Genomic DNA, 13,337 nt, shown 5'->3' with positions numbered 1-13,337 from the left:
CCCTCGGGCGCTGCAAAGGGCGGCCCCCTCTCGACGAAAAGACCGGGGCCGCCCTCATACCAGCACGACCGACGCACTGGAGGCATCCAGCATGACGCACCCCATCCCGATCCCGCCACAGCGCAGGCCCCGGGTCCTGGACCTGTACTGCCACCGCGGCGGCATGGCCATGGGCTACCACCACGCCGGATTCGACGTCGTCGGCGTTGACCTCGACCCCGACTGCGCCACCGAATACCCGTTCACGTTCATCCACGGCGACGCCATCGACTACCTGTACGCCCACGGGCACGAATACGACCTCGTGCACGGATCCCCGCCCTGCCAGCAGTACAGCCCCCTCAACGCCTACAACCACAAGACCTACCCCGACCTCATCGCCCCTACCAGGACCGCGATGCGGGCCGTGGGCCGGCCGTACGTGATCGAGAACGTCGAAGCCGCACGCCCCGAACTGATCGACCCGACCCTGCTGTGCGGGCCCATGTTCGGCCTGGCCATGTACCGGCATCGGCTCTTCGAGACCAGCTTCCCGATCACCGCACCGGCCCATCCCGGGCACGGGCCGCTGTGCACGAGGAACGGCTACCTCCCCACCGCTGAGCGCCCGTTCATGACGATCACCGGCGGCCGCCACTCCAAGGCCTGGCAACGCGCCGCCGCCCACGCCATGGGCACCCCCTGGATCACGACCATCCAGGGCGTCTGCGAGGCCATCCCGCCCGCCTACGCCCACTGGATCGGCACCCAGGTCCGCACCCACATCACCACTGAGGCGGTAGCCGCATGAACCGCACCCTCCTGACCACCGCCCTCAACCTCGCCGGCTGCGGCGTTCCCGTACTGCCGCTGCGAGAAGGCAAGGGCCCCATGGGCAACTGCGCCGCCTGCCGGAACAACGCCTGCGGTGGCCGGCCGAACATGCAGACCCCCGGCCTCTGCGCCTGCCCCCGCCCCTGCCACGCCTGGGCCGCCGCCACCACTAACCCCGCCGTCCTCACGTCCGGCTCGTGGGCTGGTGCGTGGCGGCAGGCCGCCGCCGTCGCCTACCACCCCGGCGGCGCCGGTCTGACCGTGGTGGACCTCGACCACGCGGACGCGGTGGCCTGGGCCCACGAGAACCTGCCCACCACCCGAACGGTGGCGACCACCCGCGGGGAGCACTGGATCTACCAGGGCACCATGCGCTCCGTGAACGGCGTGCGAGACGGCATCGACCTGAAGTCCACCGCCTCCTACACCCGGTGGCGCGGCGCCGGCAACGGCACGCTGAGGCCCCTCCCGGACGCCGTCCGCGTACTCGCCGACAAGACTCCGGCCAGCCCCCGCCCGGCCCCCGGCACCGTGACCGTGGCGCGGCAGGCCGGGGGCGGGGAGTGCCGGCACCGGTCGCCGGTCTACTTGGAGCGCGGGATCGCGATGGCGGAGCGGCGGATCACCGCCGCGACCAGCGGGGTGCACGCCACCGTGTACGGGACGTTCCTGGCGGTGCTGTCCGCGCACGGCCGGTGCGGCTGCCTCACCGAAGCCCACATCGGCCGCCTGTTCACGGCCGCGCATGCCAAGGGCGAGTCCGCCCGCCACTGCACGACAGCCTGGTCCAACGCTGCCGCCGCTCTGGGGATGTGACATGCCCGAGGACGAGAAGAACCCGGCGCGGCAAATCATCACCGACTACGCACAGGCCCACTTCCGGTACTTCCGCACGACCGAAGGCACCGTGTACGCGCAGAAGAACGGCCACCCCGTCGCCCGTCCGATCCGCTCCCAGGGCACGACTGGAAGCCACCGGCAGGAGCTCATGGTCGGGCTCTACAACGACGGCCGCGGCTCATTCAACGGCAGCGCACTCAAGGAGGCACTGGACTTGATCGAAGCACTCGCCCTTAGCCAGGACGTACAGCCCACCCACATCCGCGTCGCCCCGGGATTCGACGGCGCGACCTGGCTCGACCTGGGCCGCGACGACGGCCAGTCGATCCGCATCCACCCCACCGGCTGGGACATCCTCACCCCCGACCCGCAAGAGGTGTGCTGGCGGCGCACCCAGCTCACCGGCGAACTCCCCCTGCCCGAGAAGGACACCGACGGCAAGGGCATCGACGCTCTGCTGCGGCTGTGCAACTTCGCCAACGCCGAGAGCGAGTGCCTCGCCGTGGCGTGGCTGATCGGCTGCCTGGAACCGTCCGTACCCGTCCCCGCCCCGTTCCTCACCGGCCCCCAGGGCGCCGGGAAGTCGACCGCCGGGCGGATGCTAGTGCGGATCATCGAGGGCATGACCGGCGACCTGCGCCGCGCACCGAAGGACGAGGAGAACCTGATCACGGCCGTGGCGGCCGGGTGGGTCACCGCCCTGGACAACCTCTCCCACCTGCCGCCGGATCTGTCCGACCTGATGTGCTGCATCGTCACCGGCGCCGAGAGCATCAAACGCGCCTTGTTCACCGATGGCGACGTCGTCCGCTCCCGCTACCGCCGTCCGCTGCTCCTGACCGGCATCGACGTGGGCGTCATCCGCCCCGACCTCGCCGAACGACTCCTGCCCCTCCGCCTTGTGCGGCCCCAGGTGCGCCGGACCGAGGCTGAGCTGTGGGCTGAGTACAAGCCGGCCCTGCCCGTCATCCTCGGCTCCCTGCTCGACCTCACCGTCAAGGTGCGAGCCACCGATGCCGACACCCCGACCGACCTGCGGATGGCCGACTTCGCCCACCTCTGCGCACAGCTCGACACCGCCACCGGTCTCAGCGCGCTGACCGCGTACCGGGCCAGCCTCGACGACCTCAACGACGACGTTATCGAAGGCGACCTTCTCGCCCAGACCGTCCTCAAGCACGCCGCCACCCTTGACCCGGGCGAGGAAGTGCGCATGACCTCCGCGGAGTGGCTGCACGCCCTCACCCAGCTCTACACCGGCGAGGACTTCCGGCCCCTGCCCAAGGGGTGGCCCACCACCGGGAAAGTCCTCTCCGACCGCCTCAAGCGCCTACAGCCCACCCTCGCCGCACGCGGCGTACTCGTCGACTGGGGCCGCACCAAAGCCGCCCGCTACATCGAAATGACCCGGCCCACCAGCCCGGCGGCCCACGAGCAGGAAGCGGCGTTTTAACCCGCGCGACCACCGAGCCCCTGCACAGGCAAGAAGAGCACCCCGGCCCTGGGTGGGGCGTGCTCCTCTTGCTTGTCCGGCGGCTTGCCGCCGCTGCAAAGGACGTGCCGCGCAGCGGCCCCTCACTTCGCTTGAAGAGGCACCGCACTACAACAGAAACCTCCTCTCTTTTTCCTAAGAGAGGAGATGTTGCGTCACCCGCGTCACTGACGCCCTGAAAACCACCCCTGACCTGCCGATATGCGGGTGACGCAGACGGCCCACGGCTGCGTCACCCGGCGTCACCTGCGTCACCAACCTGCGTCACCCAATGACACAGGTGACGCAGGACGATGACGCACGCCTACCCCTTGCGTCACCCAAAACCGCAGGTCAGGCGAGTGCGTGACGCAGGTGACGGGGTGACGCAGAAATCCCAGCCTCGGACAGGTAGCGAACCTCCCGAAGGCTCAACTCCCGCTGTTCCACGACAGGAGCCGACCGTGGCGCGCACGCCCGAAGAAAAGCTGACCATCGTCGAAGTCTGCGCTGAGCTGAAGGTCTCGAAGTCCACCTTCTACGACTGGCGCCAGAAGCGGCGGGCTCCCCGCTGCATCAAGCTCCCGAACGGCGACCTCCGTGTCCGCCGCACCGACCTTGACGTCTGGCTGAACGAGCGCGAGGACGCTGCCTGATGGACACGACGTACGACGTAAAGCTGTGGAAGACCTCGGTGTACGAGGGGAAGAAGAAGACCACCCACACTGTCCGTTGGGAGTTGGCGGGCAGGGAGTGGAGGAAGCCCTTCGCCACGGGACCCCTCGCGGAGTCCTTCCGCTCGGGTCTCGTGACCGCGGCTCGGAAGGGGGAGGCGTTTAGCCTCTCCACCGGGCTTCCCGTTTCGCATCAGTCCGGTGCGGCCGGCGTGAAGTGGTACGACTTCGCGGTCCAGTTCGTGGATCAGCTCTGGGGGCGGACGTCTGCGAACAACCGGCGGAACGTCGCGAAGGCGCTCACCCCTGTCACGGTGGCCCTGCTCCGCAGCAAGCCGACGATGTTCGACGACGTGGACGTCCGCCGAGCCCTGCGCGAGTACGCGTTCAACACCGCTCAGCGTGCCGAGGCCCCGCCGGAGATCGCCGTGATCCTGCGGTGGGTGGAGCGAAACAGCCTCACGATGGCCGCCTGGGAGGACGAAAGCACCGTAGAGGCCCTGCTGCGGGCCGCAGGGACCAAACTCGACGGCACCGCGGCAGCCGCCAGCTCGGTCAGGCGGAACAAGCGTGTCCTCAACGTCCTGATCGAGCAAGCCATCAAGCGGAAAGTGCTGCGGGAGAACCTGCTGCCCAAGGGCAAGGGCACAACGGCGGCGAAGACCTCCTCCGCCGTCGACAAGCGGTCGCTCCTCAACAGGGACCAGGCCGCCAAGCTGCTCGCTTGGATCCACGCGCGGCCGCGGGGCGGCCAGCGGCTCCACGCCTTCTTCGCCACGATGTACTACACCGGGGCCCGGCCGGAAGAGGTCGTCGCGCTCAAGGTCGCGGATGTACGGCTCCCTCCTGCGGACGCCGGCGACCAGTGGGGTGAGCTGTTGATCCACACCGCCCGGCCCGAGGTGGGCAAGCAGTGGACGGACACCGGTGAAGTTCGGGAGCGTCGGGGCCTCAAGGGGCGAGCAGCTGACGACATGCGTACGGTGCCCTGCCGTCCCGCCCTCACGCGCATCCTCCGCGCCCACATCGAGAGGGAGCGGCTGGGGGCGGGGGACCTGCTGGTTCAGGGGGAGAACGGAGGGCTCCTGGCTGGTTCGGTCATCCGGCGGGCGTGGCGGCGGGCCCGGAAGGAGGTACTCGAGTCCCACGCATTCGAGTCCCCTCTCGCCCGTCGCGTCTACGACCTCCGGCACACCTGCCTGACCAACTGGCTGAACGCCGGCGTCCCCGCCGCGGACGTCGCCGAATGGGCGGGCAACAGCGTCCCTGTGCTCCTAGCCACGTACGCACGATGCATCAACGGGCAGCTGGACGACCTCAAGCAGCGGATCGAAAGGGCGGGGGATCTGCCGGACCCGGCCGCGCCAGGGGCTTGATTTTTCACCGCGTATTCTCCGCAGCGACCCGCAGGAACTCGGTATCAGCCGGACACCGCCGGACCCTCTCGGATCCGCCGAGGGGGAGAATCCTGAGATCGACCTGCCACCGGAAACCACCCCTGGCCAGCAGAAAGACCCTCCCGCGGGAGGGTCTTCAGGTGAGTGCCCCCGGCAGGACTCGAACCTGCGGCCAAGTGCTTAGAAGGCACCTGCTCTATCCACTGAGCTACGGGGGCCGGAAGGTGGCCGTGGTGGGCCTGGAGCCCCTGGTGGGGGTGGGACTGTGGTCCGTGCCGGGTCAAGGATAGGGCTCCGGCCGCCTTGTCCCGGTTGCTTCACTCGCGGGCCACGATGTGGAGGTTCCGTGAAGCGGTCCCGATAATCGCAGGCAGGTGCGATTCTCGCATCGCTTTTGCGCCGCGTCGCCCCTGGTGTTGTGCACTCGTTATGCCTGCGCCCCACTCGTCCGTCGTGCCCAGAATGTCCCACTGGAGTCGCGGTCGGCGCGCAGAGGACGTATAAGCTTCAAAAATGGTCCCAAATTGGGCATTCTTCGCATGTGGTGACCTTGGATGTTCGGCCTCAGCTGCTCGATGCCCTGTCCGCCCTGCGCGACCGGGTCGCGTCCGTGCGTCTGCCGCTGCCTCTGCCCGGCGCCCCGCGCGCCCGCCAAACCAGAGCCGAGCTGCTCGCGCAGCTCGACGACTACCTCGTACCCCGGCTGAAGGCGCCCGAGGCGCCGATGCTCGCCGTCGTCGGCGGGTCCACCGGGGCCGGTAAGTCCACCCTCGTCAACTCCCTCGTCGGACGGCAGGTCAGCGAAGCCGGAGTGCTGCGCCCGACCACGCGCACACCGGTGCTCGTCTGCCATCCGGACGACCATCACTGGTTCGCCGGAATGCGCGTGCTGCCCGACCTGATGCGCGTCTGGGTGCCCCACGAAGAAGAGGAGCCGCCCTCGGCCACGTCACGGGCCCGGCCCCGCGACCGCGGCCACGGCAACACCCACGCCACCCGCGAGATGCGCATCGAGACCGTCTCCAGCCTGCCCCGCGGACTCGCCATCCTCGACGCCCCCGACATCGACTCCCTCGTGGTCGAGAACCGGACGCTCGCCGCCGAACTCATCTGCGCCGCCGACGTCTGGGTGATGGTCACCACCGCCTCGCGGTACGCCGACGCCGTCCCCTGGCACCTGCTGCGCACCGCCAAGCAGTACAAGGCCACCCTCATCACCGTCCTCGACCGGGTCCCGCACCAGGTGCTCGCCGAGGTCTCCCGGCAGTACGGGGCCCTGCTCACCAAGGCCGGGCTGGGCGAGGTGCCGCGCTTCACCGTCCCGGAACTGCCCGAATCGGCGGGCGGGGGCGGGCTGCTGCCGGCCAGCGCCGTCGCCCCGCTGTACGCCTGGCTCGCCCACCACGCCCAGGACCCGGCCGCCCGGCAGTACGCCGTCGGACGGACCGCGCTCGGCGCCCTGGACTCCCTCGGCCGCCGCATGCCGGAACTCGCCTCCGCCGTCGCCGCCCAGCACGCCGCCTCCGTACGGCTGACCTCAGCCGTCGAGGACGCGTACCGGCGCGAGGGCAAGAGGGTCCGGGGCCGCCTCGACCACGGCGCCGTACTGGCCGGGGACGCGCTGACCCGCTGGCGCGGCTACCCGCTCGACACGAGCGCCGACGAACTGCTCGACTCCCTCGCCGAGTCCCTCGCCGCACTCCTCCAGTGCGCCGTCGCCGCCGCCGACGAGCGGATCGCCGCAGCCTGGCGGCGCGAGCCCGCCGCCGGCGCGGTGACCTTGCCCGCGCCCGACCGGGAAGCGGGGGAACGTATCGGCATGGCCGTACGGCGCTGGCGGCGCGTGCTGGAGGAACTCGCCGAGGAGGAGGTCGCCAAGCTCGACAAGCAGCCCGCACCCGACCCCGACGGCGTCGCGGCCCTGCTCGTCGCCGCCCTGCTCGGCGGCAAACGGGCCCGGCCCGCGGGCGAGAAGCTCGCCGAACGCATCGGTGCCCAGGCCGCCCTGCGGCTGCGCGACCGCGGCGGCGAACTCGTCGGCGACCACCTCGACCAGGTGCTGCGCGCCGAGCGCGACCGCCGGCTCGCCCCGCTCGAAGCGCTCGAAGTGAGCCCGGAACCACAGGCCGAGCTGATCGCCGCGCTGTCCGTACTGCAGAAGGAGAGGTGACGCGGTGACCGCCCTGACCGACCGCACCGACGACCGCTGGGACGACGGACTCATCGCGCGCTCGCGCCCCCGGGCCGCCGGCGGGCTCGAGGAGGACGGGGCCGACGGGACGGACGGGTCCGACGGGTCCGACGGGTCCGACGGGGGGGACATCGGCGACGACGCACTCGTCCGGGCCGTCTCCGGCGCCGGCAGCGACGGCGGCAAGTCGCCCGCGCCCCCGCTCAGCCCCGAGGCGCAGGCCCTGCGCCTGCGCCTCGACGCGCTGCGCCAGCTCGTCGGGCTGTCCCGGACCAGGCTCGACGGCAAGACCCTCGCCGAGGCCGGGCGGGTCCTCGACGAGGCGGCGGCGCGCCGCGGACTCTCGCCGCAGCACACGGTCGTCGCCATCGCCGGAGCCACCGGAAGCGGCAAGTCCACACTCTTCAATTCACTCGCCGGGGTGCAGATCTCCGAGATGGGGCTGCGCCGCCCGACCACCGCGGCGCCCATCGCGTGCAGCTGGTCGGACGGGGCCGCCGGACTGCTGGACCGCCTGGAGATCCCGGGACGGCTGCGCCGCCGCCCCCGCGAGACCTCGGAGGCGGAGGCCCTGCGCGGGATGGTCCTCGTCGACTTGCCCGACCTGGACTCGGCGGTCGGCGCGCACCGCGACCACGTGGACCGCGTCCTGGCCCTGGTCGACGCCGTGGTGTGGGTGGTGGACCCGGAGAAGTACGCGGACGCCGTCCTGCACGAGCGGTACCTGCGGCCGCTGGCCGGGCACGCGGAGGTGACCTTCGTCGTGCTGAACCAGGTGGACCGGCTGCCCGGCGAGGCCGCCGACCTCGTCCTGGACGACCTGCGCCGGCTCCTCGACGACGACGGCATCGCGCTCGGCGAGCACGGCGAGCCCGGCGCCACGGTCCTCGGGCTCTCCGCGCTGACCGGGGAGGGCGTCGGGGAACTGCGCGAACTCCTCGGACAGTTCACCCAGGAGAGGGGCGCCGCCACCCGGCGGATCTCCGCCGACGTCGACCGCGCGGCCGTGCGCCTGCGGCCGCTCTACGTCGCCGACGGGCACTCCGGGCCGGAGATCGGCGAGGCGGCGCGCGCCGAGTTCGAGGACCGCCTCGCCGAGGCCGTCGGGGCGTACGCGGCCGGGCTCGCCGCCGAGCGCGCCTGGCGGCGCAACGCAGGCAAGGCCTGCGGGACGCCGTGGCTGCGGCTGTGGCGGTGGTACGAGAGCCGGCGCGCCCCGCGCTCCCTGGCCGGTCTGGCCGCGCTGGCGGCGATCGGCGGCCGCGGCCAGACGGTCGCGCCGGCGCCCGTCGAGGAGGAGGTGACCGCGCGTCAGCGGGTGGAACAGGCCGTACGGGCGGTCGCCGACGAGGCGGTGGCCGGCCTGCCCGACCCCTGGGCGCAGGCCGTCCGGGAGACCGCCGTGCGCGGCGCGGACCGGCTCCCGGAGGCGCTCGACGAGATCGCGGTGACGCTCGGGGCGGCCGTCGCCGTGCCCAGCGTCAAACCGCCGCGGCCCACGTGGTGGCCGGCCGCCGTGCTGGGCCAGGCGGCCATGACGCTCGTGCAGATCTACGGCGGGCTGTGGCTGGTCGGGCAGATCGTCGGGGTCCTGGAGCCGAAGCTGCTGCCGCCGGTGCTGCTGATGGTGGCGGGCATCATCGGCGGGCCCCTCGTGGAATGGGCCTGCTCGATCGCCGCCCGGGGACCGGCGCGCCGGTACGGGCAGGACGCGGAGCGCAGGCTGCGGCAGGCGGCGGCCGGATGCGGGCGGGCCCGGGTGCTGGAACCGGTGGCGGCGGAGCTGCTGCGCTACCGGGAAGTGCGGGAGCAGTACGCCACGGTGGCCGCAGGGGGGAGCCGGTTGTCCACAACCCGCCAGTAATCCACAGGCCTGAGCGGGGATCCGCGGCCTGCCCCAGCATGGTTCGTAGCTCGTACGGATGGACCGCACGGGCACGGACGACGGGGGAGGGCGGCCGGGATGAACGACACCCAGGTGACGCTGGTGGGCTGCGTGGCCACGCAGATCGACTACAAGGAGACGGTGAACGGTCCGTCGGCGCGCTTCCGCTTCGCGGTGACGCCGAGGTACTTCGACCGGCGCAGGGAAGCCTGGACGGACGGGGCCACCAGCTTCTACACGGTGTGGGCGCGGCGCGTGCTCGCCGTCAATCTCGCCGGTTCCGTATCGGTCGGCGAACCGCTCGTGGTGCACGGGCGGCTGCGCGTGCGGGAGGACCCGCCCGACGGGGACGGCAAGCGGTGGGTGTCCGCGGAGATCGACGCGACCGCCATCGGGCACGACCTGAATCGCGGCACGGCGGCCTTCCGGCGCGTGGTGCGAACGGACACTCCGCTGATGGCCACTCAGAAGGCGGCGGTGGTCTGAGTGTTCGAGGCGGTTAGGATTCCCCGGTACTCACGGGCACCTGGGTCTTTGGCCCGAAGGGGAAGACTGTGTCGATTGCCGTTCCCGCATCCTCCGCTCCTGAACCCGCTGCCGGCGCCGCGCCTCGTGCCGCTGCCGGCTCCGTACCTCGCTCCGCCGCCGTGCCCGCTCCTCTGGAACCACCCGCCGCGGTACGGGGCTCCGCGCGCCGGCCGCTGGCGGTGGCCCTGCTGGCCGCGGCCCTCGCCACCGCACCCGCCGCCCGGGCCGCCGCAGACTCCGACCCGGTCGCGCCCCGGGCGCCGGAGGGCGCGAGCGCCGTGCTGGACGGACTCAAGACGTACGGGCAGGCGGTCCTGCGCTCCGGGGACGGATCGGTCCGGCAGATCCCGGCCGGGCTCTACGAGATGCGGGTCGACGGCGGCGGGATGCTCCAGACGTACGGAGTCGGCGTGGCGGGCAGCGCCCAGCCGCAGTCCCGTTACACCGAGAGCGGCTGGGCCGGCAGCCCGCTCGCCGGCAACCGGGAGGCGGGCCGGATCCGCTGGGTCCTGGAGCACTCCTACCCGCAGCTGAACGATCTGGCCGGGCTCGCCAAGGCGGCCGGTGCCGGGGCGCTCACCGCGGAGAGCGCGGCGGCCGGGACCCAGGTTGCGATCTGGCGGCTGGCGGACGGGGTGCAGGTCGAGGCGGCGGACCCGGCGGCGGAGAAGCTGGCCGACTACCTCCAGCGGGCCGCCGGGCAGCTGCCGGAGCCGCCGGCCTCGCTGGGGCTGGACCCCGGCGACGTGTCGGGGCCGGTCGGCACCCGGCTTGGCCCGGTGACCGTGCGGACCGGGGCGCGGAGCGTGTCGGTCGTCCCGGACGCGGCGGCCGTCGCGATGGGGGTGCGGGTCGTGGACGCCGAGGGGGCGCCCGTGGACACCGCCGTCAACGGGAGCCGGCTGTACTTCGAGGTGCCGGCGGGCACCCCCGACGGCACGGCCTCGGTCACCGTCCACGGTGCGACCAAGGTGCCGGTCGGGCGGGTCTTCACCGGCGAGGCGCCCGCGCACGCGCAGATCGTGGCCGGCTCCAGCGAGTCCGCGGCCGCCGCCACGGCCACGGCGCTCTGGCCGCCGGCCCCGGTGGCCGAGGCGGGCACGGCCACCGGCTCGGACGCGGTGGCGCTGGGCGCGCCGTCGGCGGCCGTGCCGACGACCTCACCGGACGAGGAGCGGCTGGCGACCAGCGGCAGCTCGGCGGCCACCCCGGTCATCGCCTCCCTGGCGGTGGGCCTGGTGGTCCTGGGCGGCCTGGTGGTCCTGCTGCTGCGCAAGCGCCCGCTCGACGAGGAGGATGGGGCGTAGCCCCTCCTCGGCAGCCCCTGCTCTGTAGCCCTCCTCGGGCCGGTTGGGCCGGGTGGCCGCCGGGACGGATTCGGATCCGCGGCCCCGGGTAGGGGCAGGGAATGGTTGATCAGGATCTGACCTGGCAGGGTGCCGTCGCCCGATGGGACCGGCAGTTGTTCGACGCGGTGGCCCGGCGGCACTGGCCGGGGGCCGACCGGGTGCTGCCCCGGCTCGGGCGCGCCGCGAACCACGGCGTGCTGTGGGGCGGGGCCGCCGCGGCGATCGCCGTCTTCGGCTCGGCCAGGGGCCGCAAGGCGGCCGGGCGCGCGGTCGCCTCGCTGGCGCTGGCCTCGGCGACCATCAACACCGTGGGCAAGTGGTCCGTGCGCCGGCCGCGGCCGCTGCTGGACGGGGTGCCCGCCGTGCGGCAGCTGACGACGCAGCCGCAGACCACCTCCTTCCCGTCCGGGCACTCGGCATCGGCGTTCGCCTTCACCGCCGGGCTGGCGCTGGAGTCCCCGGGCTGGGCGGCTGCGCTGGCTCCGGTGGCCGCGTCCGTGGCGTTCTCCCGCGTCTACACCGGCGTGCACTACCCCTCCGACGTGGTCGCGGGCGCCGCGCTGGGGGTGGCCGCGGCCGGAGTCGTACGCCGCCTCGCGCGGGACGTACAGGACGCCCGGGTCGCGCCCGGCGACGAACGGACGGCCGCCGGGGCGCCCGCGCTGCCCGACGGGGCCGGGCTGACCGTGGTGGTCAACACCGGTTCGGGAACGGCCGCCGACGCGGGGCTCGACCTCCTGCGCACCCGGCTCCCCAAGGCCGAGGTGATCGAGTGCGCGGGCGAGGAACTGGTCCCCGCCCTGACGGAGGCGGCCGGGCGGGCCGCCGTGCTCGGGGTCTGCGGGGGCGACGGCACGGTCAACGCGGCCGCCACCGCCGCCCTGCGCGCCGGCGTCCCGCTGGCCGTGTTCCCCGGCGGCACCCTCAACCACTTCGCGATGGACCTCGGCCTCGGCGGAAGCGAGGACACCTGCCGCGCCCTGGCCGACGGGCACGCCGTCCGCGTCGGCGTCGGCCGCTTCTCCCCGGGCCCCGGGGAAGGCCCGGACGCCGAGCACGGCTACTTCCTGAACAACTTCAGCATCGGCGCCTACCCGGAGCTGCTGGGCCACCGGCTGCGCTGGGGCCCGCGCATCGGCGGCGGCCCCGCCGCGCTGCTGGCGTCCTGGCGGGTGCTGCGCGCCCAGCGGCCCGTGCGGCTGCGGCTCGCCGGGCGGCCCCGGAGCGTATGGCTGCTCTTCGCGGGCAACGGCACCTACCACGGCACCGGCCCCACCCCCCGCCGCCGCGACAGCCTCGGCGAGGGCCTGCTCGACCTCCGGCTCGTCTACGGCGGCGGCCGTCCCGGCCCCCGCCTCCTGGCCGCCGCCCTCGCGGGCCCCCTGAGCCGCTCCCCGGTCCACACCGCCACCCGCCTGCGCAGCCTCCGCATCGGCGACATCCCCCCGGGCACCCCGCTCGCCTACGACGGCGAATACGCCGAAGCCCCCACCGCCCTGGTCCTCGACCAGCTCCCGGAAGCCCTCACGGTCTACCGCCCCCGCTGATGCCGCTCACGGGCCGACCGCCGCCGGGCCGTCCGCCGCCGGCCGGTCCGGCGGCGGCATCGTGAGGTCGGCCCGCATGGCCCCGCGCACCGGCGCCGCTGTTCCAGCCCGGCGATCTCCCGCTCACGCTGCCACCGGGCACCGGCCGGCCGCTCCTGGCGCGCGAACTGCTCCGCCTGCACGCGGGCCGCGAGGCGTTGCGACAGGCGACTGCATCCTTTGGCCTACTGTGTTTTCGGTCCTGGGGAGGACGATCTTGCGGCATCGCCGCGAGAGGGTTGATCCGTGCGAACAACCATCGGATACACCGTCGAAAGCATCGGCTACGTCGTAGGAGCCCAGGGGCTCGTCAGCTTCGCCTCGCAGACCTTCTTCGGCACGGAGTGGGGCTGGTTCCACAAGATCGTCGACCTTCCGTCCACCGCTTACCTCGGCGTCGTCGCCGTGGGGCTGGCGCTCATCGTCGGCGGGGTGAAGCTGCGGAAGGCGCCCGAGCGCCAGGCGGTCGCCTGACCGGCGGGCCCCGGTGGCTACCGATGACGACCGACGGTGACCAGAGCGTGAGACCCGCCCCCGGGCCGCGCCCCAGCCCAGGGGCCCGGACCTTACGCGTTTCCCCCGGGGTATGGACGCCTGGCAAGA

11 protein-coding genes and 1 tRNA gene are annotated in these 13,337 nt (G+C 73.0%); 11 read left to right on the top strand and 1 reads right to left on the bottom strand.

Going from position 1 to position 13,337, the window contains the following annotated elements; genetic code table 11:
- Positions 1–91: 91 nt before the first annotated feature.
- The 5 genes from ACFYZ4_RS22885 (at position 92) to ACFYZ4_RS22865 (ending at position 5,174) form a co-directional block, all read left to right on the top strand.
- Positions 92–790, top strand: a complete 699-nt coding sequence (locus ACFYZ4_RS22885; RefSeq protein WP_390784687.1) for an SAM-dependent methyltransferase — start codon at positions 92–94, stop codon at positions 788–790.
- The gene (locus ACFYZ4_RS22880; RefSeq protein WP_390784686.1) at positions 787–1,629 is read left to right on the top strand and encodes a bifunctional DNA primase/polymerase; all 843 of its coding nucleotides are present in this window, start codon (positions 787–789) and stop codon (positions 1,627–1,629) included. Before ACFYZ4_RS22885 ends, ACFYZ4_RS22880 begins: the two co-directional genes overlap by 4 nt.
- Before the next feature lies 1 nt (position 1,630).
- Entirely contained in the window at positions 1,631–3,106 is a 1,476-nt protein-coding gene (locus ACFYZ4_RS22875) for an ATP-binding protein (protein ID WP_390784685.1), read from the top strand.
- 482 nt (positions 3,107–3,588) lie between these two features.
- Positions 3,589–3,780: a helix-turn-helix transcriptional regulator gene (locus tag ACFYZ4_RS22870; protein WP_390784684.1), complete on the top strand. Its 192-nt coding sequence runs from the start codon at positions 3,589–3,591 to the stop codon at positions 3,778–3,780.
- Complete coding sequence (locus tag ACFYZ4_RS22865) at positions 3,780–5,174, top strand: tyrosine-type recombinase/integrase (RefSeq protein ID WP_390784683.1); 1,395 nt, start codon at positions 3,780–3,782, stop codon at positions 5,172–5,174. Before ACFYZ4_RS22870 ends, ACFYZ4_RS22865 begins: the two co-directional genes overlap by 1 nt.
- Positions 5,175–5,340: 166 nt before the next feature.
- On the opposite strand, the gene ACFYZ4_RS22860 is transcribed toward ACFYZ4_RS22865, so the two are convergent.
- A tRNA-Arg gene (locus ACFYZ4_RS22860) sits at positions 5,341–5,413 on the bottom strand.
- Between the two features lie 332 nt (positions 5,414–5,745).
- Between ACFYZ4_RS22860 and ACFYZ4_RS22855 the strand changes: the two genes are divergently transcribed.
- From ACFYZ4_RS22855 to ACFYZ4_RS22830, 6 genes are all read left to right on the top strand, one after another.
- Entirely contained in the window at positions 5,746–7,365 is a 1,620-nt protein-coding gene (locus tag ACFYZ4_RS22855; protein ID WP_351290458.1) for a dynamin family protein, read from the top strand.
- Between the two features lie 4 nt (positions 7,366–7,369).
- The gene (locus ACFYZ4_RS22850; RefSeq protein ID WP_390784682.1) at positions 7,370–9,250 is read left to right on the top strand and encodes a GTPase; all 1,881 of its coding nucleotides are present in this window, start codon (positions 7,370–7,372) and stop codon (positions 9,248–9,250) included.
- A gap of 99 nt (positions 9,251–9,349) precedes the next feature.
- The gene (locus ACFYZ4_RS22845; protein ID WP_390784681.1) at positions 9,350–9,757 is read left to right on the top strand and encodes a single-stranded DNA-binding protein; all 408 of its coding nucleotides are present in this window, start codon (positions 9,350–9,352) and stop codon (positions 9,755–9,757) included.
- Between the two features lie 161 nt (positions 9,758–9,918).
- A complete protein-coding gene (locus ACFYZ4_RS22840; RefSeq protein WP_390784680.1) occupies positions 9,919–11,106 on the top strand; it encodes a thioester domain-containing protein in 1,188 nt (395 codons plus the stop codon).
- Between the two features lie 101 nt (positions 11,107–11,207).
- Positions 11,208–12,695 (top strand): bifunctional phosphatase PAP2/diacylglycerol kinase family protein, encoded by a 1,488-nt coding sequence (locus ACFYZ4_RS22835; protein WP_390784679.1) that lies wholly within the window; start codon positions 11,208–11,210, stop codon positions 12,693–12,695.
- Between the two features lie 285 nt (positions 12,696–12,980).
- Positions 12,981–13,208, top strand: coding sequence for a hypothetical protein (locus ACFYZ4_RS22830; RefSeq protein ID WP_351290299.1), 228 nt, complete (start codon positions 12,981–12,983; stop codon positions 13,206–13,208).
- Positions 13,209–13,337: the final 129 nt, after the last annotated feature.

Source organism: Streptomyces sp. NPDC001513 (genome assembly GCF_042894695.1).
GTDB lineage: Bacteria > Actinomycetota > Actinomycetes > Streptomycetales > Streptomycetaceae > Streptomyces.
Note: the sequence above shows the minus strand (reverse complement) of the source record. Positions and strands in the feature narration are given on the sequence as shown.

Bases quoted from the DNA above. Each gene is read 5' to 3' on its own strand.
- ACFYZ4_RS22885 (WP_390784687.1), top strand. From the start codon at position 92: ATGACGCACCCCATCCCGATCCCGCCACAGCGCAGGCCCCGGGTCCTG.
- ACFYZ4_RS22880 (WP_390784686.1), top strand. From the start codon at position 787: ATGAACCGCACCCTCCTGACCACCGCCCTCAACCTCGCCGGCTGCGGC.
- ACFYZ4_RS22875 (WP_390784685.1), top strand. From the start codon at position 1,631: ATGCCCGAGGACGAGAAGAACCCGGCGCGGCAAATCATCACCGACTAC.
- ACFYZ4_RS22865 (WP_390784683.1), top strand. From the start codon at position 3,780: ATGGACACGACGTACGACGTAAAGCTGTGGAAGACCTCGGTGTACGAG.
- ACFYZ4_RS22845 (WP_390784681.1), top strand. From the start codon at position 9,350: ATGAACGACACCCAGGTGACGCTGGTGGGCTGCGTGGCCACGCAGATC.
- ACFYZ4_RS22835 (WP_390784679.1), top strand. From the start codon at position 11,208: ATGGTTGATCAGGATCTGACCTGGCAGGGTGCCGTCGCCCGATGGGAC.